Source organism: Neorhizobium tunisiense (assembly GCF_039631515.1).
Taxonomy (GTDB): Bacteria; Pseudomonadota; Alphaproteobacteria; order Rhizobiales; family Rhizobiaceae; genus Neorhizobium.
On record NZ_JBDIUU010000010.1, the window covers coordinates 255,069 to 278,963 of the forward strand.

The 23,895-nt window shown below is 60.0% G+C and carries 17 protein-coding genes; 8 read left to right on the forward strand and 9 right to left on the reverse strand.

Going from position 1 to position 23,895, the window contains the following annotated elements; genetic code table 11:
- Positions 1-23: 23 nt before the first annotated feature.
- Positions 24-1,037 carry a glycosyltransferase family 2 protein gene (locus ABCW43_RS25910; protein WP_345929821.1) on the reverse strand — a complete coding sequence of 338 codons (1,014 nt, stop codon included), beginning with the start codon at positions 1,035-1,037 and terminating at the stop codon, positions 24-26.
- Positions 1,038-1,277: 240 nt separating this feature from the next.
- Here ABCW43_RS25910 and ABCW43_RS25915 point away from each other — a divergent pair, with 240 nt between their 5' ends.
- Positions 1,278-2,483: a glycosyltransferase family 4 protein gene (locus ABCW43_RS25915; RefSeq protein ID WP_345929823.1), complete on the forward strand. Its 1,206-nt coding sequence runs from the start codon at positions 1,278-1,280 to the stop codon at positions 2,481-2,483.
- A 25-nt stretch (positions 2,484-2,508) separates the two neighbouring features.
- On the opposite strand, the gene ABCW43_RS25920 is transcribed toward ABCW43_RS25915, so the two are convergent.
- The 4 genes from ABCW43_RS25920 to ABCW43_RS25935 all read right to left on the reverse strand — a co-directional run bounded on the left by ABCW43_RS25920 (position 2,509) and on the right by ABCW43_RS25935 (position 7,159).
- Complete coding sequence (locus ABCW43_RS25920; RefSeq protein ID WP_345929825.1) at positions 2,509-3,498, reverse strand: glycosyltransferase family 2 protein; 990 nt, start codon at positions 3,496-3,498, stop codon at positions 2,509-2,511.
- Positions 3,498-4,295, reverse strand: a complete 798-nt coding sequence (locus ABCW43_RS25925; protein ID WP_345929827.1) for a P-loop NTPase family protein — start codon at positions 4,293-4,295, stop codon at positions 3,498-3,500. The genes ABCW43_RS25920 and ABCW43_RS25925 overlap by 1 nt, the downstream gene beginning before the upstream one ends.
- 68 nt (positions 4,296-4,363) lie before the next feature.
- Positions 4,364-5,851, reverse strand: coding sequence for a GumC family protein (locus ABCW43_RS25930; protein WP_345929829.1), 1,488 nt, complete (start codon positions 5,849-5,851; stop codon positions 4,364-4,366).
- Positions 5,852-5,905: 54 nt separating this feature from the next.
- Positions 5,906-7,159, reverse strand: a complete 1,254-nt coding sequence (locus ABCW43_RS25935; RefSeq protein ID WP_345929831.1) for a polysaccharide biosynthesis/export family protein — start codon at positions 7,157-7,159, stop codon at positions 5,906-5,908.
- 549 nt (positions 7,160-7,708) lie between these two features.
- Here ABCW43_RS25935 and ABCW43_RS25940 point away from each other — a divergent pair.
- From ABCW43_RS25940 to ABCW43_RS25965, 6 genes are all read left to right on the forward strand, one after another.
- Positions 7,709-8,503 carry a hypothetical protein gene (locus ABCW43_RS25940; protein ID WP_345929833.1) on the forward strand — a complete coding sequence of 265 codons (795 nt, stop codon included), beginning with the start codon at positions 7,709-7,711 and terminating at the stop codon, positions 8,501-8,503.
- Between the two features lie 267 nt (positions 8,504-8,770).
- A complete protein-coding gene (locus ABCW43_RS25945) occupies positions 8,771-9,769 on the forward strand; it encodes a glycosyltransferase family 61 protein (RefSeq protein WP_345929835.1) in 999 nt (332 codons plus the stop codon).
- On the forward strand, positions 9,766-10,392 hold the full coding sequence (locus ABCW43_RS25950) for a serine O-acetyltransferase (protein WP_345929837.1): 627 nt from the start codon (positions 9,766-9,768) through the stop codon (positions 10,390-10,392). The genes ABCW43_RS25945 and ABCW43_RS25950 overlap by 4 nt, the downstream gene beginning before the upstream one ends.
- A gap of 25 nt (positions 10,393-10,417) precedes the next feature.
- Positions 10,418-12,055, forward strand: coding sequence for an AMP-binding protein (locus ABCW43_RS25955; protein WP_345929839.1), 1,638 nt, complete (start codon positions 10,418-10,420; stop codon positions 12,053-12,055).
- Positions 12,052-12,285 (forward strand): acyl carrier protein, encoded by a 234-nt coding sequence (locus ABCW43_RS25960; RefSeq protein WP_210008115.1) that lies wholly within the window; start codon positions 12,052-12,054, stop codon positions 12,283-12,285. The genes ABCW43_RS25955 and ABCW43_RS25960 overlap by 4 nt, the downstream gene beginning before the upstream one ends.
- The gene (locus ABCW43_RS25965; protein WP_345929841.1) at positions 12,285-13,523 is read left to right on the forward strand and encodes a type III PLP-dependent enzyme domain-containing protein; all 1,239 of its coding nucleotides are present in this window, start codon (positions 12,285-12,287) and stop codon (positions 13,521-13,523) included. The genes ABCW43_RS25960 and ABCW43_RS25965 overlap by 1 nt, the downstream gene beginning before the upstream one ends.
- Positions 13,524-13,549: 26 nt before the next feature.
- On the opposite strand, the gene ABCW43_RS25970 is transcribed toward ABCW43_RS25965, so the two are convergent.
- Entirely contained in the window at positions 13,550-14,989 is a 1,440-nt protein-coding gene (locus tag ABCW43_RS25970) for an exopolysaccharide biosynthesis polyprenyl glycosylphosphotransferase (protein WP_345929843.1), read from the reverse strand.
- A gap of 355 nt (positions 14,990-15,344) precedes the next feature.
- On the opposite strand from ABCW43_RS25970, the gene ABCW43_RS25975 reads away from it, so the two are divergent.
- On the forward strand, positions 15,345-16,934 hold the full coding sequence (locus ABCW43_RS25975; RefSeq protein ID WP_345929845.1) for a GMC family oxidoreductase: 1,590 nt from the start codon (positions 15,345-15,347) through the stop codon (positions 16,932-16,934).
- Positions 16,935-16,969: 35 nt separating this feature from the next.
- Here the strand turns inward: ABCW43_RS25975 and ABCW43_RS25980 are convergent, their stop codons facing one another.
- The 3 genes from ABCW43_RS25980 to ABCW43_RS25990 all read right to left on the reverse strand — a co-directional run bounded on the left by ABCW43_RS25980 (position 16,970) and on the right by ABCW43_RS25990 (position 23,766).
- Entirely contained in the window at positions 16,970-18,166 is a 1,197-nt protein-coding gene (locus tag ABCW43_RS25980; RefSeq protein WP_345929847.1) for a glycosyltransferase family 2 protein, read from the reverse strand.
- Positions 18,167-18,493: 327 nt separating this feature from the next.
- A complete protein-coding gene (locus ABCW43_RS25985) occupies positions 18,494-19,144 on the reverse strand; it encodes a 4'-phosphopantetheinyl transferase family protein (RefSeq protein ID WP_345929849.1) in 651 nt (216 codons plus the stop codon).
- A 2-nt stretch (positions 19,145-19,146) separates the two neighbouring features.
- Positions 19,147-23,766: a MupA/Atu3671 family FMN-dependent luciferase-like monooxygenase gene (locus tag ABCW43_RS25990; RefSeq protein WP_345929851.1), complete on the reverse strand. Its 4,620-nt coding sequence runs from the start codon at positions 23,764-23,766 to the stop codon at positions 19,147-19,149.
- Positions 23,767-23,895 lie beyond the last annotated feature (129 nt).

Sequence of the window (23,895 nt, forward strand, 5' to 3'; positions counted from 1 at the left end):
CTTATCGGACATATAGGCTTGAACTATTTATACTCGATGAGCCGCTGCCGACGATTGATCAGCCGGTTTAGGTAGAATTGCGCGATGCCCTGCATTTCCGGGAATTTTCCCAGGACATCGAAAGTTGCAAAAAGCAAGGAGTTCCCGGGCTCCGGTCGCACACGCCGAGCCAGGCGCAACAGCTGAAGCGGATAGAGCAGCAGAAGCGCCAGTGCAGCGGGATGAAAAGCCGCGCCGGCGATCGCGACGAGCGGCAGCAATCCGCCCCAGAAAAGTGCGCGCCGGAGATTTCTCGTCCATATCCTGGATGGTGATCTCCGATGGAGATGAGATACCTGGGCGTAGGCATGCCCGCAGCGCACGCTTCTTCGCCACCATTGGCTCAGACGGCTTATATCCGCATCGTGGCGTGTCATCTCGGAGGGAAGGCGCCAGATCTTCCAGCCTCTCTCGCGCAGGCGGATGCAAAGTTCCGGCTCTTCTCCCGCGATCAACCCGCCGGAGTAACCTCCAAAATCCTGAAGGACGGAGGCTCTGATGAGGATGTCGCCGCCGCATGCCGGGACTTCGCCCGGCGGCCCGTCCCATTCGCGATCGCACATGGCATTGAAGATGGTGCGTTCAGGATATCGTTCGCGCCGTCGCCCGAAGACCAGCGCGACATCCTTGCGCATGACCAGAAAGGTCGTGGCCGTCGCGATCCATCTGATGTCGAGTTCGCAGTCCCCATCCAGGAACTGCACAAAGGCGGTATCGGGCCAGCGCCGCATGATGGCGTCGAAACCTGCATTGCGTGCGCGGGCCGCGGTGAAGGGAATTGTCATGTCCAGCGACACTACCTCCGCGCAGAGTTCGGCTGCCGCCTCGGCGCTTCCGTCGGACGAGGCTGAATCCACGTAGACCGTACGCTCGCGATGGGTCTTGAGTGAATTGAGGCAGTCGATGAGACGCTGCCCTTCGTTGCGTCCAATCACGACGATGCCGACATCGGCACCGATCCCGGAATAGTCGCGGTGCATCAGGATATCTGTGTCCATGTGTGCGTATTCCTGGCGGTTGGTTTGGCGGTCGTCATCAGCGATCTCCAGCCTACCAACGTGATAAGCCCATATTCTATCTGTAGAATTTGGGATCGCAGCTGTAAATTTACCTCTTTGGTGGAAGCCGGCGCCGCGGCCTTAAGCTCTTTGTCGCACTGAGCCCACGAAGCCCTTTTTGCTATACCGGATCCAAGGGGAATTGCCGGCGATCGGCAAAGATGAAGGGATGTTTGTGGAATGCGGATTGCGTATTTCACCAACCAGTATCCGGCGCCGAGCCACACGTTCATACGGCGCGAAATCGTAGCGCTGGAGGCGAGGGGGCATCGGGTCGAACGATATGCGGTGCGTCCCTTTCGTGGCGTCCTGAAGGATTCCGACGACATCGCAGAAGCTCGACGTACCAGCCATATCCTGCGCACCCCGATGATACGCGCCATGGCAAGCGTCGCCCGCCAATTGCTGGCCCGCCCCGGGAATTCGTTGAAAGCATTGGGAGGTGCGTACCGGTTCGCGAGGATGTCGGGGGGGCGTTACCTGCACCACCTCGTATATTTTCTCGAAGCGATGATCCTGGCCGATTGGTGCCGCAGGGACAAGATCGATCACCTGCATGTGCATTTCGGCACCAACCCCGCGACGGTTGCGACACTCGCGCATCAGATCGGCGGCATGAAGTTCAGTTTCACGGTCCACGGTCCGGAGGAGTTCGATCGGCCCGAAACGCTGGGGCTCGGCGACAAGATCAGGGCTTCGTCATTTGTTGTCGCTGTCAGCTCCTATGGTCGCAGCCAGTTGCTGCGCTGGGCCGACCTTGGAGATTGGCGGAAGATCGAGGTCGTCCATTGCGGCATCGACCAGCGCTATCTGAGCGACGACGTGGATGAACACGGCACCGGTCAACGTCTCGTCTGTATCGCCCGGCTATCCGAACAGAAGGGCCATCTCCTTCTGCTGCAGGCGACGGCAAACCTGCGGGCAGAGGGAATGCGCTTTCAACTCGTCCTCGTCGGCGATGGCCCGCTGCGAGCTGAAATCGGATATGAAATCGAACGGCTCGGCCTCGGCGATACGGTCGTGCTGACCGGCACGATCTCGCAGGACGATGTGCGCAGCGAAATTCTTCGAGCCAAGGCTCTGGTCCTGCCAAGCTTCGCGGAAGGTCTCCCCGTCGTGCTGATGGAAAGCATGGCTCTGAAGCGTCCGGTGATCTCGACCTATATCGCCGGCATCCCGGAGCTCGTTCAACCGGACAACGGCTGGCTCGTTCCCGCAGGTGATCTGGAGGCGCTGACCGGCGCAATGCGGCAGGCACTGTTCGCAAGCGATGTCGAACTGTTTCGTAAAGGCGAGGCGGGGCGGCGTCGAACGCTCGAACGCCATGACATCAACAGATCCGCGGCGGCTCTGGAAATACTGATGGCCCGGCCGGGAGCTGTTTGAGCCGGGTTGCTGTTTGCGAAAACGGTCAAACCCTGTGAAATGGCCCCGAGTGGCGAATGAAATCCTGCAGCAGATGCGGCGGCCCGCTTGGGGGCTTGCCTTCTGCGAGGAGGCGGATGCGCCAGCCGATATGTCCGCAAAGCCAGGCAAGGTCGGAGAGGGCCGAGAACACGGCGCCATGATGCTTGAGATGGTAGCGCCGCCGAGACTCGAACCAATAGGCCGGCCGCCTGGATGGATTGATGTGGCGCGTCACGCCCGTCGATTGGCCCACCAGGTGGATGACGCGGCTTTGGGGCACGTGCCAGCAGGACCATCCGGCGCGCGCTGCCCGGATACAGAAATCGACTTCCTCGTAATAGAGGAAATACCCTTCATCGAGCATGCCGATCTGGTCCAGGACCTCCGTCCTGATCATCAGGCTGGCTCCGGACACCCAGTCGATCCGGCTCGGCTCCTTCGGCATGTCGGGGGCGATACGCCAGCGATCGAGCAGGCGGGTGACCGGGCCTAGCTTGGCCTCGCTTTCGAATTCATTGGCAATCGAGGGAAAGCGGAAAGCGCAGGCCTGGCCCCGCCCGTCCGGATGTTCCAGGCGGCTGCCGGCAATGCCGGCATCAGGCTTGCCGTCCATGAATTCCACCAGACGGGAAATGCTGCCGGGGCGAGCGATGGTATCGGGATTGAGGAGCAGGATATAGTCCGGCCGGCCGAAGTTTCCGACGGCATATTCGATGGCGCGGTTGTTGCCGTAGGCAAAGCCGCCATTCGTGTCGAGCGGGAGACATGCGGCGTTCGTCCAGGCGTTCGCCTTTATGGCGGCGGCAATAATTTCGGCCGAGCTATCGCCGGACCCTCCATCGACGGCGATGATCCGTGTCCCATCCGGTACCGTACCGGGAACGCTCAAGGACGCAAGGCAATCGACAGTCAGGTCGGCGGTCCGATAGTTGACGATGACGACGACCAGTTTCAACCGCGAGGCGTCGTCTTGCCGGCTATGTTCGACATCCATCAAAGGCCATGCCTCTTCGTCTTGTTCAGGACCACTTGCATGCTTTTTTCGGAGCCGAGATAGCTCCGGCAGATCTCCAGTTCTGGAAGCTTTGACTTACCGATGGCGAGTACGATCACGGCGGTGTCGGACATGTCGATGAACGGGATCACCTCATCCGAACTCAACATCGGCGGCAGATCGAAGAGAACGATCGTCGGCTTCAGCATCTGTCGCACGAATTCGATCTGCGCCGTCATGCGGGCCAGGTCCGCCGGCAGTGGGATTCTGCCCGGCCCCCAAGCGGTGCGCAGCAGATGGCAATGAAGGCCTCGAATGTCCAGCGTTGTCAGCCACCCGCGGATCGGGTCCTCGAATGGCGGGCGAGGCGACAGTCCGAGTAGATCGCCCACTGCGGGATCCCGGAGGTTTGCGTCGACCAGCAGGACGTTGGATCCGGGTACGCGGGCAAAGCTAAGCGCCAGATTGATGGCGGTTACGGTGGTGCCGCAACCGATCGTCGGGGCGGTCACCGAGATCACCCGCGTGTCCTGGTTCTTGTGTTCGTGCAGCAGCTGGTTCCGCAGGACGTCATAGGCGTGTGCCATCGAACTGTCGCTGTCGAAAGCGATGATGCGATTGGCATACAAAAAGGTGGGAGACACCGGCGAAAGGTCCGGCAGCGGCGGACATTCCTCGTGAGGATGGATTCCATTGACCGAGCCGTTGAGGTAGCCGGCATTCAGCTCAGCGAGACCGGTCCCGTCCAGTCTTTCCGCCATTCTTCCTCGAGCTGAGATATTCTTGATGATTTCCATAAAATTCCCTGCCCTGTCCCATCGATACGATTTTCAACTAAAGGCGGTCCTGCCGGATTCGAATGATGTCACCCTCCAGCAATCGGACTTGGGTTGGTGAATGCCGAATTCCGGAACGCCCTGGCTACGCGTCGCTTCGGCTTCCAATGTGGAATGACCACCAGCGCTTCTCCCGCCAGAGCATGGCTGAGATCAAACGTGCCGCGAACGGTTCGGTCAAACAGATGACCGGCGTAAATTCCCGCAGTCGCGACCATCGCCGCCGCGGCGCAAAGCACGGCAGCCAAATAAAGCCGCCGCGGTCCTGAAGGGGCTTTTGCAACTTCCGGCACCTCGATCACCTCGATCTGCTGGGCGGCATCGCCTTCCTCCAGGCGTTCGCCGAGACGGGCGGCATCGAGTTTGGTCTGCATCTCGTCCATGTTTCGCTGCAGCGAGGCCTTCTCGGCTTCATTCGCTTCGATCTGCGCTCCAACTTCGGGAGCGTGAGAGATGAGCTGCCGCAGCCGGGCGATGCGTTCCGCGATGGAATTCCTTTGTGCGACGTTCTGCTCCTGGCGTGGCTTTGCCACTGCGATACGTTCCGCAATCAGCATGAGCTCGGGTGAAAGCGTCTTGATCTGTTCAGGCGTCGGCATGTCCGCCGAGGCACCGCGCGGTGCGGGTGCAACCTGGGCCCGCATCTCCTCGAGGCGTTGCTTCATGGCCCGGATTTGTGGATGGGTGTCCGAATAAATCACGGACTTGACTGCGAAATCACGCTCGAGATCGAGGAGCTGTCCGTGAAAGCGCGTAATCTCTGTCGTCTGTCTGACGCCCATGCGCAGCTGCGCCTCATAGATCCCGATCTCCTCCTTCAGCGCAATGGCCGCCCGATCGAGTGTGGCGAGTTCCAGTTCCTTGGTCTGAAGTTCGATCAGCAGGGTCGGGACCCGGGTGGGGTGGGATTCTTTGTTTTCTTCGAGATATCTGGTCCAGACGCCTTCCCTCTCGCGGAGACGTTGAGTGGCGTTATTGGCTTCCTGCGCCAGGAACTTGGTCGCTTCCGAGGCACGCGCCGTGCGGATGCGCCGGTTTTCTTCGATGACCAGCGACACGAGGTCCGCAACCACATTCGCGGAGACGACAGGATCGTCATGTTTGAACCCAATCCTGACGGAGGCATTGCTTGCGGTGCGGTCGGCTCCGTCGGTCACCGATATCTGGAGAGTGATCTGGTTGCGTATCACACCGGCAAAATTGTTCTTGGGCAGGGTCTCCCGCAGATGTGGAAAAAGACCATACTTGTCGGCCAGCGCCAGCAGGCTGTTGCGTGACAGTACCCGTTGCTCGATGAACAGCAGGCGATCGTTCGATACAGTGGGCGATACGAGCGTCGTCGGTATCTGATGGAATTCCATCAGCAGCAGCGCGTCGGAGTAATAGCTCCGAGGCATGGCGTAAATGAAGTAGGCGCCCACCATAAGAGTAACCAGACCGGGTATGATGGCATACAAGGGTTTGGCGAGTGCGACCTCCATAAAATAGAGGATGTTGCGTCCCAACTCGTTGATCATGCTGCCGCCTCATTGCTTCGCGTACGAGATACGTTGGTCATCACGAAGTCTCCCTCATCGAGCCGCCCTCATCGTTGCCTCGGACGAGCGGCGTTCGAACCTGGCCAATGGCTGTACCACCCCGGAATCCGGGGTGTTCGCGGGGGCGGTGTAGACGACGCGTAGCAGGTCGCCGGGAAGAATCGGGGTCGTCTCGGTCGCGGCGAACTCCCGAGTTTCACCGTCGGCGGTTCGCACGATCTGATAACCGAGCACTCGCCGCTCTCTTTGCTGGTTCGAGGCAGCGCTCTCGCCATAGATCGTCATGATCCGCGTGCTGTCGGCAAGTCGCGCGGTAACCTCTTCCTGTTCGCGGCGGGCAGCATTGAGTTCGACCAGCAATTGGGTCCTTTGCGCCTGGCGCGCGCTGTCATAACGGGCGATCTCCGCCATTTTTGCGCGCTCGGCGACTGCGATTTCAGACGTCAGCCGGCTGACCTGTCCCTCGAGTTCGGCAATCGTGCCTTCCTGAACCATCTGCTGGGAGCCTTCAGTCACGCCCTTGGCGACGAGCCCGGAGATGCTCTGGAGGCGGCGCTTGGCCAGGTCTATCCGTTTCGTCAGGGTATCGGCTTGCTCCTGCATCGCGAGGCTGTTCCGCTCCGTGAGTTGGTTTGCCTGGGCCTGGGCCTTTTCCTCCATGGTGAGCGCTTCCATCCGGGCGTTCAGGAGTGATTGTTCCTGGGCAAGGGCCGGATCGGCGACAAGGGCTTCGGCCGTGCCGAGAGATTTTTCGCCGCGCATTTCCGCCTCCAGGCGGATGATGCGGGCTCGCAGTTCCTGCAGGCGCTTTTCGGAGTGTTCGACATCGCGTTTTACCACCACTGATCGGTCCTGATCGGCGGCCAGCAAGGGCATGCGATAAACGCCGCCGGCAACGCTGATGCCATGGAGGACGGTCATGTTGGCCCGATACGGATATTCGCCCGGCTTATCGACCTCGCCGAGGATATAGATCAGCTGCGGGTTCTGGGTGTTGGGGCGCAGCATGATCGTGAGATTTGGGCTGTCCTTGAAATACGTCTTCAGCCGTCCGAGAAGTTGCGCTTCCAGTTCCGAAAGCGAAAGCCCCGCGCTCTGAATATGGCCTGCAAGCGGGAACGACAGCCATCCATCGGGAGCTACGACGACCTCGCGGGTCAGCTCAGGCTCTTGGGCAATCCATACCTGCAGCGTATCCCCCGGTTGCAGGCGGTAGGTCGTCTGAGCTGCAACGTCCCCAAATGTCAGGCAGAGCAAAAGCCCCGCGAGACTCGTTATCCCACGCATCTACAGACCCCCAATGATCGGTAACCCCTTCCCATCCAACCAGGACAAGACGGTTTATACTAGGGCGACCTTCGGCACCTGCAAACAGAGCACAAAGAGGTAAGCTTCTGGCTCCAAATCCTCCATCTAACGGATGAGCCTGAAAGTGCTGATCGACTTTAAGATGAGTGCGCCCCGCACGGAGCAGCTTGCGAAATGTCCAGGCGACCTTCAGCAATATCTCCTGGTTGCAAAGGTAGCTTCGGCCGACGGCACGCCATGCCTATGCTCAACCGTCGTCGGAGGCCGTTTCAAATGTGTTTTTCGAGGATTCTAGCAGCCGCTTGCGCGACATCCACAGTCGGTGCGCTCGCACTTGGTGCGGCTATGTTCAAGCCTGATCCAGCTAGGGCAGAGCGTGATCTCGACGCTCCACCTCGAGCCTTTTCTGCAAGCAACCAAGACCATATCCTGGTGTCCGGGCATAGCCTGACGGATCGTCCCTATCCTGATCATTTGGAGGGAATAGCCCGGCAGGAAGGGATCTCGGTGTCCTGGAGGTCGGAGAACGTGACCGGTTCTTCCATCCAGCAGCGAACCGTCGGCAGACTCGTCCCGTTGCCCGAGGAGCCTTACAACATTCTCATCGTTACCGAACAACATCGTGTTCTGGATGCGTTGATGTGGAGCGAAACTGTTCGTTACCTACATGCCTACCATCATGCGTTCACTACAGCCAATCCAGCTGGGATCACATACTTCTACACACCCTGGATAAGCGTTTCGTCTTTAGAGGATCCCCGTCCGTGGATCGAATATGAGAGGCGGGCTCTGTCCGTCTGGCGCTGCGTCGTGAACCGGGTAAACGACAAGATCGGGGCCTCCGGCGGAAAAAGTCACATTCGTTTCATCCCGACGTCTCTAGCGCTTGCCGAGCTTGTCGCGCGCTTGACGTCCGATCCAGCCTTTAGCGGATTCGAGGATTGGAATGTGACGGATCGCATGGAGGCGATCTTTTCCGACGAGGTTCATCTGACGGAACTTGGCTCCTACTATGTGGCTGCCGTGAGCTTCGCGGCGATCTATGGAGTCGATATCCGCAAGCAACGGCCCCCCGTCGCGCTCGATGCCCGGAAAGCCGACACGCTCAGGCTATTTGCTGCCGACTTCATGCAACGCTATCGAGCAACCAGGTCGAATGAGGCGGGCGATTGCCAGGCACCGGTCCCACTTGCCTTCGCATCCCACTACGTGAACTATGTGGCGCGCGCCTACCCTCGTGAAGGCAGCTATCTCGTCAGCCAATTGCTTCGCATCCGGAATATCGTCCGTTTTACCTGGCGCTTCAGGAAAGGCCTGGAGTGAACGCAGAATGTGGGATGCCCTCAGTAAATAGCCGATAGCTCGCTTCAGGAGGCTAGAGGAGCCTGCGTTGCCTGATACGCCGAAATGAGTAACCCGATAGCCCAAAGATTAGCGGCGAAACCATTGGCAGCCATGCGAATATCTTGGTTGGGATGCGGAGTTTCGCACAAGGAAAACTCCTGTTGTCCGATGCTGATTGCGCCTTGCGAGGATAGTTGGTTGATATCTTTTTTGCCGATCGTGCATTCTCTGAGAAAGATTGCCGGGATGCCGCTCCCGGATATCGAAGCGGTTGCCGTCGATCGCTGGACGATTGCCCCGCAGAGCCGGCGCTTCGTTCGCCCCGCAAAGTTTCTGCCGCATCATCTCGATCGCATAAAGGGTACCCAGTTCGGCCCGATCATCGAGATCGTCAAGGGTTTCAGGGGAAATTACGAGACTACCCAGGAGGCCACGGTCGGCTACCGGCTCAAGAATATCGATTTAATCGATGGCGTTCTCTATGCGCCGGATTGCTCGAGGAGCCTCAGGCCCCGCAGCCGCCGGATGCCTGTCTATGGGCCTCCCAAGCACTCCACCAGCGGTGCACTGTTCGAGAGCTGGGTCGGCAATCGCTGGTTCGGCAACTGGCTTTCGGATGATTGCCTGACCTATTCGCTGGCGGAGAAATACCAAACTCCGATAACGACGCGGCCGATCACACGGGGGCACGAGCCGCAATATGCCTCCAAACTCGACTTCAAGCCGATCTATGTCAGCGACGTCCATTTCGACGAGGTCATCCTCTTTAGAGACAAGGGGCAGAACGAGGCCAAGAAGAAACGGGCCGATCAGGTCCGCGACAAGCTTCTAGCATCGGCGCCACCTTTTCCCGTTCATCCCGGCGTCTTCATCCTGCGGGGGAACAAGGGCGAAAGCCGCCTGCTGTCGAACGAGGCCGATATCGCCGAACGGTTCGCGAAGCAATACGGATTCCGGATCATCGATCCGTTAACCTCGTCGGTCGACGACATCATCCACGCCTGTGCCGGAGCCCGCGTCGTCGCAGGCGTCGAAGGCAGCCATCTGGTCCACGGATTGACGGTCATGCCGCCGGATTCGGCCCTGTTCGTCATCCAGCCGGCAGATCGAGTGGTTTCAGTTCTCAAGGTCATCACCGATCGCCAGGGCCAAGGCTATGCTTTCGTCGTCGGCGAGGGAACCTGCGAAAACTTCAGGGTCGAATGGAGTGATATCGACCGCACATTGGAGATGGTGCTCGCATGACTTCACGGCTTCGGTTTCTCTATCCTCAATCCGCGGCGACGGGCGACCATAAGAGTGCGGCCCAGCACGCGCCTCCCGCCTCGTTTCGCGAACTGGTGCGGAAAGACTACGAGCGCCACGGCAGGAGGATCCTCGATGCCGGCTTTATCTCGCTGCTGGTATATCGCTTCGGCCGGTGGGCGAGGAGCCGCCGGAGCCACGTGGCCAAACGGTTTTTCCAGAAGATCTACGGCGCGATCAACATGGTCGTTTCGACGCTTACGCGGGTATGGATACCGGCGGAGGTGACGCTTGGCGAAGGTTTTCACATCATCCACGTGGAGGGATCGATTTCGATCCATCCTGACGCCGTCTTCGGAAAACGATGCGGCATCATGCACAATGTCACGATCGGCACGAACATGAGCGCCGGCGCGCCCAGGATCGGCGATGACGTCTTTATCGGGGTGAACTCCACCATTCTTGGCGATATCCGAATCGGCGACCGGGTGCGGATCGGAGCCAACACGGCCGTCTCCACCGATGTGCCGTCGGATTCGATCGTCGTCGGTTCCCCGGCCAAAATCTATCCCCGCCTCGGCCCATTTTCGAGCGAACAGACCAAGACCGATGCCAATCCCTGATCCACATCCGCTGGAGGAGTTTGCCATGAACGCGTTGACCACCAACTTCTACCAGCTTCTGGCCGACAACCTCGGCGCAAGGCCGGGCAAGCCAGCGATCATCGACGGTCACCGCGCGGCGAGCTATGCCGCGCTCGCGGCCGACGTGGATCGACTGGCGGGTTATCTGCAGAGCCGTAATATCCGGCCGGGCGACCGGGTGATCGTGCACCTGCGCAAGAGCCTCGCAGAGGTCACCGCCATGTTCGCCATCGCCAAGGTCGGTGGGGTGATTGTCAACGTCAACACGCAATGGACGGTCGAACAGCTCGAATACGTCGCCAACGACTGCGGTGCCCGCCTGATCATCGTCGAACCGAGGGTTGCCGAGGCTCTTGGCGCGCGTAAGCTACCTGACACGGTCGACAGCGTTCTGGTCAAAGGCAAATTGCCCGCCGAGACCATATTCGATGTCTGGGATCATCTTCCGGAAGATCTGTCAGGCGACGAGATCGCGCGCCTCGATACGGAACTTGCGATGATCATCTACACGTCCGGTTCGACAGGCATGCCGAAGGGCGTGATGCTGACTCATCGCAACATCGTCGCTGGCGCCCGCTCCGTATCGCGCTATCTGGGACTGAGGGAAGACGACCGGTTGCTCAGCGTCCTGCCCTACAGCTTCGACTATGGCCTGAACCAGTTGACGACGATGATGCTGATGGGTGGTACGGTCGTGCACCAGGCGGTACCGATGGCCACCGAAATCGTCCTGGCCATGCAGCGGCATCGGGTGACCGGCGTGGCCGCCGTGCCGCCGCTCTGGAGCCAGATCGTGCGGCTGCTCAAGGACAACCCCGTGGAGTTTCCGGCGCTCCGGCGGATCACCAATTCCGGCGGCAAGATTTCGCTCAACATCCTGGAGCAGATACCGCGGGTCTTCCCGGATGCGGATGTCTATCTGATGTACGGGCTCACCGAGGCCTTCCGCTCGACCTACCTCTCGCCGCAGAAATTTACCCGCAAGATGGGAGCGATCGGCCAGGCGATCCCCGGGGCCGAAGTCTATGTGATTAAGCATGGCGAGGGCATCGCCCATCCCGGTGAGCAGGGTGAACTCGTTCATCGCGGCCCGCTGGTGAGCCTCGGATATTGGGGTAAGCCGGAGGTGACGGAGCAGAAGATCCGGCCGTGTCCGGAACTCTGGCACCTGATCGGCGACGAACCGGTCGTCTATAGCGGCGATATCGTCCGGATCGATGCCGACGGTGACCTCTGGTTCATCGGCCGCAACGACGCGATGATCAAGACCAGCGGCTTCCGCCTCAGTCCAGACGAGATCGAGGATCTCGTCTGCCGCAGCGGCGTCGTGGCGGAGGCGGTAGCCTTCGGGGTAGACGACGAGGAACTGGGGCAAACCGTGCATGTGGCGATAACGCCGATCGGCGAGTTCGACGAGGAAGCGCTGCTGCGCTACTGCCGGCGCGCAATGCCGTCCTACATGGTGCCGCGGCAGTTCCATGTCTGGTCGGAAAGCATGCCGAGGACGTCGAGCGGCAAGCTGGCGCGGCCGGACGTGGTGCGCCTTTGTCGCGAATGGATGCAAGGCGGGGAAATTGCACTAAGCGCACCGCCGCCCACAGCTCAGATCAAAGTGACCGAAACAAGGGAGAACCTGCAATGAGCCTTACCCATGGAAAGTTGATTGGTTACCTGCAGGAATCCCTGAACATCGCCCATGCCGACAGCGAGAGCGAACTGTTCTCCTCCGGCTTGCTCGATTCCGTTTCGATGGTGAACCTGCTGGCATTTATCGAACAAACGACGGGCCTTTCCATTCGCGCCGAAGACGTGACGCTCGAAAATTTCGATACGCCGGCGCGGATCATCCGTTTTGCCGAAGCCAGCGCGTGATGAACCATTATTCGGCGCTCGATGTCTGGCTGCAGAGTGCGGCCGCATTATTCGGAACCCCTTCCTATGTTTATCTGGCATCGGCGATCGAAAGCCGGTCGGCACTCCTGAGGCAAGCCTTCGAGGGGCGTTTTGCGCTGAGCTTTGCCGCAAAGAGCAACCCCAATCCGGCATTGCTTTCCCTGATGAAGGGGCAGGCAGAATATCTCGACGTCTCCTCCATCGGCGAGTTCAGGACGGCGATAAAGGCGGGATGGGAGGCAGAGCGCATCAGCTTCACAGGCCCCGGAAAACGGCAGTTCGAAATCCGGGAGGCGATAGAATGCGGCATTGGCGAACTGATCCTGGAATCGGTGCGTGAGGCGGTGCTTGCGAACGCGATCGCCGGCGAGCTCGTACGTGTGCAGCATGTCCTGGTGCGCATCGCGCCGACCACGGTTCCCAAAGGGTTCGGCGACCAGATGGCCGGCCGGCCGTCGGCCTTCGGCATAGACTGGGAAGATATCGCAAGAGACCTCCCTGACATTGCGGCTCTGCCCAATCTCAAGATCGTCGGACTACACATCTATTCCGGCACGCAGTGCCTAAAGCCCGAGGCGATCTGCGAAAACTATCGCAACTTCATCGGCATTTTCCGGGAAGTTTGCGAAGCTTACATTCCTCGGCCGGAGAAGCTGGTGTTTGGTTCAGGGCTCGGAATTCCCTATCACGATGGCGACCTGCCGCTCGATCTCTCCGCGGTCGTTTCCGGCATCGCGCCGGATCTCGACGGTCTCAAGGCGTTGCCGCAATTTGCCGAGACCCGGCTGGTGCTCGAACTCGGGCGGTATCTCGTCGGCGAGGCCGGATATTTTCTGACGCGCGTCGTCTCGGTCAAGGAATCGCGCGGCGTGCGGATCGGCATCTGCGACGGCGGCATGAACAACCACCTGCCGGCTTCCGGCCATTTCGGGATGGTGATGCATCGGAACTATACGATGCACAAGGTCGGTGGGCAGGGCGAGCCGGAGAAAGTCAATCTCGTCGGCCCTCTTTGCACGTCGATCGACCGGCTCGCTGTCGGGGCGATGCTTCCGCGAATTGAGGAGGGTGATCTTGTTGCCGTCCATAACAGCGGCGCTTACGGGCTGACGGCAAGCCCGATCCATTTCATCAGCCACGCGCCACCCTGCGAGGTCCTCATCGAGACCGCCGGCATGCGCGATGTGACACACATTCCGGCGCTCCCATCGACATAACGCCTTATTAAAATCTCGCAGTAAAATCAGTAGGCCTTGCCGAAATCGCAGATCTCGATCGCGGTGCGGACGACGATCTTCATATCCAGCCAGAACGACCAGTTGTTGATGTACCAGAGGTCATGGAATATCCGCTCTTCCATCTTCTCGATGTTCGGCGTCTCGCCGCGGCAATTGTTGACCTGGGCCCAACCGGTCAGGCCGGGTTTGACGTGCCGCCTGAAGGCGTATTTGGCGATCTGGGCATCATAGAGTTCGTCATGGGCGAGCGCATGCGGGCGGGGGCCGACGATCGACATCTCGCCTCGAAGGACGTTCCAGAATTGCGGCAATTCATCGATGCTCGAAGCGCGGATGACAGCCCCCACCCTCGTGACGCGGGGATCGTTCCTGGTTGCCTGGCGAATGTCGCCCGAGTCTTCCATGACGGTCATGCTGCGGAATTTCAGGATTCGAAACGAGCGGCCGCCATATCCTTTGCGGACTTGGCTGAACAGCACGGGACCTTTGGAGTCGCATTTGATGGCGATCGCCACTACGACCAACAAGGGAAACAGCGAGAGGATGGCCGTCAGCGAAAAGACGATGTCGAATGCGCGCTTGGTGCTGCGTTCATAGAGGCTCAACGGCGGCCGCTGCGTCTGGAAAGCGGTCATGCTGCCGATCCTGCGGGCCGGGGCGCTGGTCAGCCGGCCGACGACTCCATCGAAGATGACATTGACCGGCAAGGCCGAGCGCCTGAGTTCTCCAAGGTAGAATTCAAGATTGGAGACGTTCGGGTCCCGCCAGATGATGAATACTTCATCTATGCTATCGGCCTCGCTCTGCCTCAGTCTCTGCAGGGCATTTGCGGGCAGCAGATTTTCATCCGTGAGGCGTATGACCTGTGCGAGGGTCATGCCGCTTGCAGCGGCCTCGTGCTGCCAATGTTCGGTCGAGAACTCGCCGTGGCAGATCAGCAGTACCCGCCTCATCTTGAATGAGGCCGCAGCTGCCGCCGATGGCAGATACCAGTGCCAGAACAGGCGGGTGCAGATCAGCCCGGACAGAGAGATGACAGCGGTCATCAAGATCGCCCCGCGCGAGAACGTCGTGCCGATCTTCAGAAAGAAGATGACCGTCAGCAGGAAGGCAAGAGCGCTTGGGATAAGAATGCAGATCAGCCGGATTTGCGGCCTCAGGAGCTGAATGTTCTCCGGACTGTAGGCCTGGGCACTGTGCATGGCGAGTACGAAAATCGTCGATAGGACAAGGCCGATGCCGATAAAGAGCGAGGGATCAGGTACGGATCCGAATACGACATACTGATAGCCCGTGAAGCCGATACCGGTTGCTCCAAGAAGGTAGATGAAGTCCGTTGCTGCCGCCACATAGGCGATTACATGATATTCCAGTCCTCCTCGCGGAAGTTTGTGCTCATACGATACGTAGTCATTTCCGATGTCCGGCTCAAATGGTGTGACCATCGTTAAAAAACCCCTACCAGCGATACGAGTATAGCCGAGGAGAGGGTGGGCACAATGTATCCTGCCTACCTCCTAAGAATGATCTCCCTATTACCTACTTTTGTTGCTGGGCCGATCGAATACAATCCTTAAGGTATAACGTTCAAATCGCGCTCATATTTTTAGTAAACCTTTCGAGATGACTTAAAATTGGGCATGTGAATTTATTTTATATTTTAGATAGAAGGCGGATCTATCGCTTCCGCCGAGAAAATGGACACTGGCAGCGATTTGAAATGCTGGGCTCTGCCTCCGAAGGAGCCTCGCTGGCTGAAGGCTTGATCGCCACGGCCCTTGTTTCGAGTTGGGGATGTGGATGGAATTTGAATGGGACGTTGCCATCGTCGGCGCGGGAATGGGCGGGGCGGCAATAGGATACGCACTGGCAACCGCAGGGCACCGCGTAGTTTTCATAGAAAAGGGTCTGGCTCACTTTTCGCAGGATGAACGTGATGACCCTGATAGTCTGGACGAAGCGAAGCGCCTGAGAAATGGCCGGTGGCCGCAGCAGATTTCCGGCTCCGTGGATGCCCGTGCAGTACGTTTTTTTCCTGCACTCGGCTGCGGCGTCGGCGGTTCGACGCTTATCTATGCGGCAACGCTCGAACGGTTTTCCCCAAGCGACTTCAAGATCGTCGACAAATCCGGCAGGCCGTCCTGGCCGATCGACTATGAAAACCTTGAACCTTTTTATCGCAAGGCGGAGCGCCTCCTGCATGTGCGCGGCAGCCAGGATCCGCTGCAGCCACAATCGGAGGTCATCGAACCTCCTGCCATGACGCGATGCGATCAGCATTTTTTCGACTCTGCGCAATCGAATGGGATGCATCCCTATCGGAGTCACACGGCCTGCCGCTATATCGACGGCTGCGGCCAATGCGGCGGCTTCATCTGCCATAAATCCTGCAAGCAGGATGCGCGGCGGGCATTCATCGAGCCGGCACTGGCGACCGGCAACGCCATGATCATCGATCAATGCAACGTGGAAAAGGTCTCGGCCGACGACAAGGCGGTCACTCAATTGTCGTGCCGGAGGAACGGAGACGAGCTGGCAATCGTTGCGAAGCTCTATGTACTCGCGGCTGGCGCGCTTTCGACACCCTTGCTTCTCCTCAACTCCACCAACGAATTCTGGCCGAACGGCCTTGCAAACACGTCGGATCTCGTGGGGCGCAACCTGATGTTCCATGCGTCCGATTTCTTCGCCGTCTGGCCCCGGGGCAAAACCCGTGTTTCAGAGCCGGGAAAGTCGATAGGTCTTCGTGATTTCTATGAACATCAAGGCCTTAAACTAGGCGTCATCCAGTCCACGGGCCTGACTGCTACCGCCAATAACGTGCTTCACTTCCTGAAGTCACGGATCGACCAGAATGGCCGGGCCTGGCTGAAGCCGCTCAAGCCCTTCATGCGCGTTCCGGCGATGATCGGCGCTCTTATCTCCGGCAATGCAACGATATTCACCTCTATCCTCGAGGATTTGCCCTATCCCGAAAATCGCGTGAAGCCTGATCCGGAAGACGCCGCCAGAATCTATTTCGAATATACAATTCACAGCGAGTTGCGGCAGAGAATGCGTGCCTTCCGCAAGTTATATCGGAAGGCATTCAAGCGGCACCGGATGATGATGCTCGGCTCCGAAGTCAACCTTAACTACGGCCATGCCAGTGGGACGTGCCGTTTTGGTCCTGATCCCGCCACTGCGGTATTGGATGTCAACAACCGTACGCACGATCTGGACAATCTCTATGTCGTTGATGCGTCGTTCTTTCCGACCAGCGGAGGGGTCAATCCAAGCCTGACGGTTGCCGCTAACGCCTTGCGTGTCGGAGAGCATATTGCTCAGAAATTGTCCGCGACAAAGGCGAACCGGATAGACGCCTGCATGGTTTCGGATTCCGCGTCCTGACCCGAGCTTCGGAAAGGGCAATGCCTCCGGCCCGATCAGTGGTTCCTGTTTCGATCGGTTCTGATCCAGGCCGCCCCGCCAGTCTGAAGGATATGGCGCGGATAAAGCCTCAGTTTCCTGAACATGTATCCCGGAATGTCTGCCATGGCATGCATGGGAAGCGCGCGTCTGCCATGACGCCACCACGCCACCGATAGCGCGATATCGAATGCCAGGATGCTGATGATCGAGATCACCAATGGCGAGATCGCAATTCCGGAAGTTGCGAGGGGGACTGCCACAAACAGCGAGAGCAAGAGAAGCGTTGCCAGCAATGTCAGCGGCGGTATGAGCGCATCGACGACGAGAGCCAGGTAGGCCCGTCTCCGCAACGTATTGACGTCAAGCAGGGCCGAAAAAAGGTGTGCCGTCAGCGCGAAGCGGCCCGCGTTCCATCGGGAAGCCTGTGTTTCGAGGCCCTTCTTCGAATAGGGGAACCTGCTGCTCACGGCTGCGGCATCGCAGAAAAGCGGAGCGTGGCCGGCCCGCGCAAGGTCCAGCCCAAGCTTCATGTCTTCGACCAGATTGCCGTTCGCAAGCGCGGCATCCCGCAGGGTGGCCCATGGGAATGCCATTCCCGAGCCTGTCAGTTGCGCGGGGAGCCCGAATTTCGCCAGACCGAGAGGCCGGATCCGATTTTTCAGAAGGAACGCAAATTCGGAGACCGCAAGGTTGATGCTTCCACCCTGCGGGGCGACCATCAGATAGCGCGACTGGACGGGTCTGCCGGTTGCCGCGGTCATATAGGCGAGATTGTCGAGCGCTCCCGGTTCGAGCCAGCAATCGGCGTCTATGACGACCACCACGTCCGGCGGAAGGAGGCCAAGATAGTTGACGCCAGCGTCGAGGGCGTATCCCTTGCCGCGGCGAACCGGATCGAACCGTACGATGACATCCGCGCCCGCTTCACGTGCCAGCGATGCGGTCAGGTCGGTGCAATTGTCGGCCACGACGACCAGCCGATCGCCGTCGCGCATCTGGCTCTGGATGCTGTGCAGGGTATCGATGATCTGGAGTTCCTCGTTATGCGCCGGGACCAGGACCGCAACTTTCGGCCGTCGGCCGTTCTGACGTGGCGATTGGCTCCGCCCGCCGATACTTCCGGCAAGACATTCAATCGCGAAAAAGACAGTCGGAACCAGAACAACGACGGACAATAGTAGTGCCGCAACGATCAGTATGTCCTGTTGCATGATCTCCCCTCCGACGACGCGTCTCAAGCCGTCAATCATAGCGGGAGGGCCGAGGGTTCTAAGCTGACCACGCTACACCGTTCGAGTGTGCACGGGCTCATCCTATTTCGGGGCAGGTGGAACCACCTCGAACGGGTCTACGCCCATTTGATGGCTGCTGGATCAATTGAAGTCCGACCTTTGCGCCCAATGGTGCTACCCGATGCAATTCGTTGAGCGAATGCAGCCGGTTACGTGAAAACATGACTGAGGATTGTTGACCGTCCGCTTCACGGTAAAACGGGCCGGGCGCCTTTCCTGGCGGTAGGCGGCCCGGAGCCCGGCGGATCAGCGGATAGTCATGCCGGCGACGACATAGCCTTCGCGCAGCCTGATCTGACCCACCAGCCGGTCGCCCGTCTTGAAGGGTGGGACATCGATCTCGAAATAGGCGGCGAAATGCCCGTCCGCCAGGTTAAGCTCTACGCGGATGGCCTCGAAGCCGAACATCGTGCGCGTCAGGCCGTACTGGCACTTGTAGGTGCATTCCTTGGCGCTGAAGATCGCTTTCACCAATCGTCCGCGAATGCCCCATTGCTGGCGGTTGAGCCACTGTCGCTCGCGCGGAGTGCAGATCTCCTGCGCATAGGTGTCGTCAAGCGGCGTCGCTTCCTCAAGATCGAGGCCGAGCGCCTTGATGCCGTCGGAATGGCGGCCGATGGCGGCGACGCAGCGGGTAGCGGAATGGCTGATGCTTCCGGCGATCCCGTCCGGCCAGATCGGCGCCCGGTCCGATCCCACCGGTATGGCCATTCCGGGCAGGCCCAGATGGTCCATGGCCTGTCTGGCGCAGAGGCGGCCGGCGGTGAACTCCTGCTGCCGGCTCTTCACCGCATGGGCGATCGCCGTTCTCTCTTCAGGATAGAGTTTCGAAACGTCACCGAGCAGGTCGGCTTCGGCGACCGACACGGAAGGGTCGAATATGCCCTCCAGCAGCATAGCTAGACCTTCGTCTCCACGCGGACGAGCGTCGGGCGCCGTTCCATCGCGTTGCGGCGCAATGCGGCTCGTTCGGACGCCCGGCTCAACTGTATATCGGCCTTACCCTTGCCGGAGATATGGTCGGCCAGAAGAGCGACCGTCGGGAAACGGAAGAGGTCGGTGATCGTCAGATCCGGCGCCAGCTTCGCCTTCATTTCGCGATGGACCTGGACCGCCAGGAGCGAATGCCCACCAAGAGCGAAGAAGTTGTCGAATATGCCGACCTTCTCAAGCCCAAGGGCGCGACCGAAGACCTCGCTGATATCCCGCTGCAGATTGTTGGACGGTTCGATGAACGTGGCCGGTGGTGCCTGGACCTTTTCCGTCGGGGCCGGCAGCTTGTTGCGATCCACCTTGGCGTTCGGCGTCAGGGGAAAGGCTTCCATCGTCACGAAATGCGAGGGTATCATCGCATCAGGCAGGGCCTCGGCGATATAGGTCCGTAGTTCCTGCTCGTTGACGGGAGTATCGGTTGTCCGGATGTAGGCAACGAGGCGCACGTCGCCGGGACTGTCCTTACGGGCGACCACGACCGCCTCGCGGATGCCGGCGAACGTGCCGATCCGGGCTTCGATCTCGCCGAGCTCGATGCGATGGCCGCGTATCTTCACCTGATGATCGGTGCGGCCAAGGAAATGCAGGACGCCGTTCCGGTCGAAGCGGGCAAGGTCGCCCGTCCGATAGATCCGGCCCTCCATGAACGGGTTGGGCAGGAAGCGCTCTTGCGTGAGCTGTTCGCGGTTGTGATATCCCCGCGCGACGCCATCGCCGCCGATATAAAGTTCGCCGATATCGCCGGGCGGAACCGGGTTATAGGCGTTGTCGAGCACATAGAGTTGGGTGTTGGCGATCGGATGGCCGATCGGTACGATGCCCGTCGACGGTCCGGCCGTGAATGTCGAAGACCAGATCGTCGTTTCCGTCGGGCCGTACATGTTTTCGATCGTCGCGTCGGTGACGGTCCGCAAGGCTGCGAGAAGCGAGCCCTGCAGCGCCTCGCCGCCGAGGAAGAGATGGCGGACATCGCTCAAGGCGGCGCGGTCCTCGTCGATCATCATGAACATGCGGGCCATCGAGGGCGTGCATTGCAGATGCGTGACCCGATGCTTGCGGATTTCTTCCGCAAAACCGTCGCCCACCTCGTCGCTGACGGGATTCTTGCTCGTCTTGACGACTTCGGCCAACAAGGGAAGCCTTTCCAGGACGATATTGTCGGCCAGGCCGAAATCGATGAGGCAGGCGATGTCGTCGACGCCGGCCGCCTTGACCTGGTCCAGCCTTTCCAGCGCATCCTCGACGGTGCCGAACAGGCCGCTGTCCTCGAAATAACGCAGGAAGGCGAAGTCCAGGATGGCATCCATCTCCTCGGGCGCGAGCGACTGGAGGTCGATATCCATCGGCTGGGCAATGCCCTGCGGCTTCTTGAAGGCTGGAAATGCCCATGCATATTGCTTGATGAGGGCGGCTGCGCTGCGCAGATATTCCTTCATCGGGCCGCGCGCCAGATCCCGCACCTCGTCGCGATCTTCACCGAGGAGGGTGTGGAGCATCAGCGTGACTTTATAATCCGCTGGATCGCGGCCGGTCTCGGTCAGCGTCTGCCGGTAGATGCGGATCTTTTCCGCAAGCTCGTCGACAGACTGGCCGAGCAGGTGGGTCAGCACGTTGGCACCGAGCCGGGCCGCTTCCCGGTAGCTTTCCGGGTTGCCGGCGGTGGTAAGCCAGACCGGGAGTTCCTTCTGGACCGGGCGCGGCTGGGTCACGACACCGACCGTGCCGCCGCCGAAATCGAAATCGACGCTGTCGCCCCGCCACAATTTGCGGACGACCTCGATGTCGCGGGTCAGGCTCGCCTTGTTCCTCGGCGGCGCGTTTTCGGGCCGCAGGACGAAATCCTCGGGCATCCAGCCGGAGGCGAAGGCAAGTGCGACGCGCCCGTTGCTGAGATTGTCGATCACCGCCCATTCCTCGGCGACGCGCGCCGGATGATGAAGCGGCAGAACGCAGCTGCCGGCCCGGATCGAAAGGTTCCTGGTGACCGCAGCGACGGCCGCGCCGGTGACCGCCGGGTTCGGATAAGGACCGCCAAAGGCATGGAAATGGCGCTCCGGCGTCCAGACGGAATCGAAACCGTTGGCATCGGCAAATTTCGCGCCCTCGATCAGCAGCCGATATTTGTCCGGCCCGGATCCGCCGTCATTGCCCCAGTAGAAGAGTCCGAAATCGAGATTCGTACCTCTTCCGGCGGAAGACGCGCCCTTTGCCTTGGCTTCGATGACTTCGGAGGAGTGGACAACGACCTTGAAGCCGCGGGCGAGCGTCCAGAAGAGTTCGAGAACCGAGATATCGAAAGAGAGGCTGGTGACCGCAAGCCAGACGTTGCGACGGTCCGTGGTGCGCGGTACCCGTTCGTCCATGCCTGCGAAGAAATTCACGACGTTGCGATGCTCCAGCATCACGCCCTTGGGTAGGCCGGTAGAGCCGGACGTATAGATGACATAGGCGAGATTGCTGGAAGTGACGCCGGTTGCCGGACGATCCGCTGCCGCCTGGTTTCTGAGGATATCCTCGACACACAGGAAATTGCTGCCATCAAGCGTTTCGGATTTCGCAAGGCGCCGCTCGGTCAGAACCAGCTTGGCGCCGCTGTCCTTGATCATGAATGCCAGGCGATCGACCGGGAAATGCGGGTCGAGCGGAATATAGGCGCCGCCTGCCTTCATGATCGCGAGCGCACCGACCACCAGATCAAGCGAACGCGGAAGATAGAGGCCGACGGTGACGTCCGGGCCGACGCCCTGGGCCACCAGCGCGTGCGCGATGCGGTTGGCCCGTTCGTCCATCTCGCGATAGGAAAGGGAACGGCCGTGGAATGCCAGAGCTTCGGCATCCGGCGTCCGGTCGACCTGCTGTTCGATAAGCTGATGGACGCAGGCGGCGGTATCGTATTCGCGCTCCGTCCGGTTCCAGTCGAAGAGGACCATGTTCCTGTCGGCATTCGACATCAAGGGCAGGTCCTGCAGCAAGGTCGCGCGGTCCTCGAACGCCGAGGCCAGGATCGCAAATGCCGTTGCCAGATCCTGCGCCTGCCGTTCGTCGATACGCGCCCGGTCGTAGAGCAGGTCGGCCCTGGTCTCGCCGAGCCGGAAGGTCAGCGCGCAGCCCTCGATCTCATCGGCAAGCGCCGGGTTGGTGATGTCTGCGACGCCGATCGTCAGTTCCGGCGCTGCAAGGCCGGGATAACGGTCGACAAGATCGCGGCAATGACCCTGGCGCTGGTCCAGCACCTTCAACGCCTGACCGACCTGCCTGAGCAGGTCGTCGACCGAGGCTTGCCCCGTGGCGTCGATCCGCAGAGGAATGGACTTCGCAAAATAGCCGGGGTGGCGGGCGTCGAGATCTGCCAACCTGTCGTTTGTATAGGCGAGGTCGAACGCGGTCTGGCCGGAAAGACGCACGAGGAAGGCTGCAGTCAACGCGACCCGCTGCTCCCGCGAAAGTTGCCCGGAAAAAACCAGAGGGATGATGCGGATATCCCGGGCCTGGCCGGCTTCCGATGCTTTTATGTAGGGAAGGGCGATATCGGTACCGGCTTCGAGTGCGCGGCGGAAGAAGCTCTCATGCGGCGCAAGAGCGGCAACCGCTTCCGATAGAGCGGTCTCGTCCGCCTCACTTAGAAGCGGCAGCCGATCGCCCGGACGTATTACCGAAGAGAGCGTGATCTGTCTGGTGCCATCCTTGCGGGCGGCCTCGAGCAGGACCGGCATGTCTGCGGTGCCGATCGTAACACCATGGGCGCCGACCGACAGGACCAGACCGGGTTCCCCGTTCAGTTCGCCGTCAAGGATGCGAAGGTTCCTGACGGTGAAGACGTCGTTGCCGAAACGGACCTTGGGTGTTGCCAGCGGGTTGAGATAGGTGGGGCCGAAATCCAGGCCACGCACCAGACGGGAAAGCCCGCCTGCCGGGGCGGTGAAATCGAGCGTACCGGCGGCCGAAGGACGCTTGAGCTGTCCGTAATAGGTGCGGGTTGCGAAATCCTGCCGGCGCGGGTTCAGAGTGCCGCGCTCGATATCGCCGAGCATCTCGGAGAAGGTCGCGATCCCGGCTTCGAAACATTTCGTATTCAGCGTCAGCGCCGTCTCGTCCGCGCTGATCTCGAAATGCTGCTGCACGTAGATATCGCCTTCGTCGATCCCTTCGGTCATCGCGTGCCAGGTTATCCCGTGCCGGTCATGGCCCTCGATGATCGCCCAGGCAGGTGTATTGAGGCCCGCCATGTCCGGCAGCAGGCCGTCATGGAAATTGGCGGCGCCGATGCGCGCATGCCGCCATATCGCATCGGGGACCATTTTCAGGTTGGCGATGCTGAACAGCCAGTCGTAATCGTATTGGGTCAGCAGGGCGGCGTAATCGCCTTCCTGCGTTATGACCGGGACGCCCTGGGCTTGGGCCCAGCTTCTGACCGATCCGTTCGACGTCGCTACGGCCTCGATCCTATGTCCGCGCCCCCGCAGAATTTCAGCGCATTGAACCAGTAATAAACCGCCACCGATCAAAACACACTTCAATTCGCCCATAAAGCTTGTCCCCACTCGTTGCTGTTCCAGGCACTCCGATAGAAACGGGGAGCGGTATAAAACTCAACATGCGCCGGACCACCCATGCGGATGATCGCGGCTAAGCCTGAATTGCAGGCCATACCCGGC